The organism is Bradyrhizobium sp. WSM4873, assembly GCF_055811355.1.
Genome location: NZ_JBVVPS010000106.1, coordinates 1 through 838, shown reverse-complemented (window position 1 = coordinate 838; position 838 = coordinate 1). Strand labels below are relative to the sequence as shown.

The window sequence follows — 838 nt, the reverse complement described above, 5'->3', positions numbered from 1 at the left end:
GTACGCATACGACGAAGGCCGCCTGATTGACAAATGCGCGCGAGCGCGGCGAGTTCTACGATGGCGTTGCGTGAAGGTCAGGCGGCTTGCTGATCGGCGGACTTGCCGGCTTGGTGCAGGTGCTTCCATTCCCAGGGCAGCAGTTCGCGCAGCCGCGACGCGGGAAGATCGGCGATCCGGGCGAGGACGTCGGCGAGCCAGGCCTTTGGATCGACGTCGTTGAGGCGGCAAGTCGTGATCATCGTCAGCATGATCGCGGCACGGTCGGCGCCACGTTGGCTACCAGCGAAGGTCCAGTTGCGCCTTCCCAAGGCAATGCCTCTCAATGCACGCTCAGCGCAATTGTTGGTCAAGCAGATCCGGCCATCGTCGAGGAAGCGGACGAAGTCGTCCCAGCGCTTGAGCATGTAGTTCATGGGCTTCAGGACCTCGGCGGAGCGCGAGAGGCTTTCTCGCTCGCGGAGCAGCCAGTCATGCATGTCGTCGAGCAGCGGCTTGCTCCGCTCCTGGCGCACGGCACGCCGCTCGTCGGCACTACGGCCGTTGATGGCGCGCTCGATCTCGAACAACGCATCCAGACGCCTGACCGCCTCCAGCGCGATCGGGGAGACCGGTTTGCCCTTGCGGCCTTCCCGGGCGGCTTTCTCGATGTCAGCCAGCTCGAAGAATCCCCGCCGCGCATGGGCCAGGCAAAATGCCGGCGTGATCGGCATTGCTTTCCTTTTTGGGTCGAACAACGGCTCGAAGCCGCCATAGCAATCCGCCTGCAGAATGCCGGCGAAGGCGGCCAGATGCTTCTGAGGATGTTCGCCCCGTCGGTTGCCCGAGGCATAATAGA

1 protein-coding gene is annotated in these 838 nt (G+C 63.7%); it reads right to left on the bottom strand.

What is annotated here, in order from left to right:
* Positions 1-77: 77 nt before the first annotated feature.
* Positions 78-838 (bottom strand): IS66 family transposase (gene tnpC, locus AC0L21_RS37935; protein WP_473267092.1); only part of this gene is annotated, 761 nt, incomplete at its 5' end.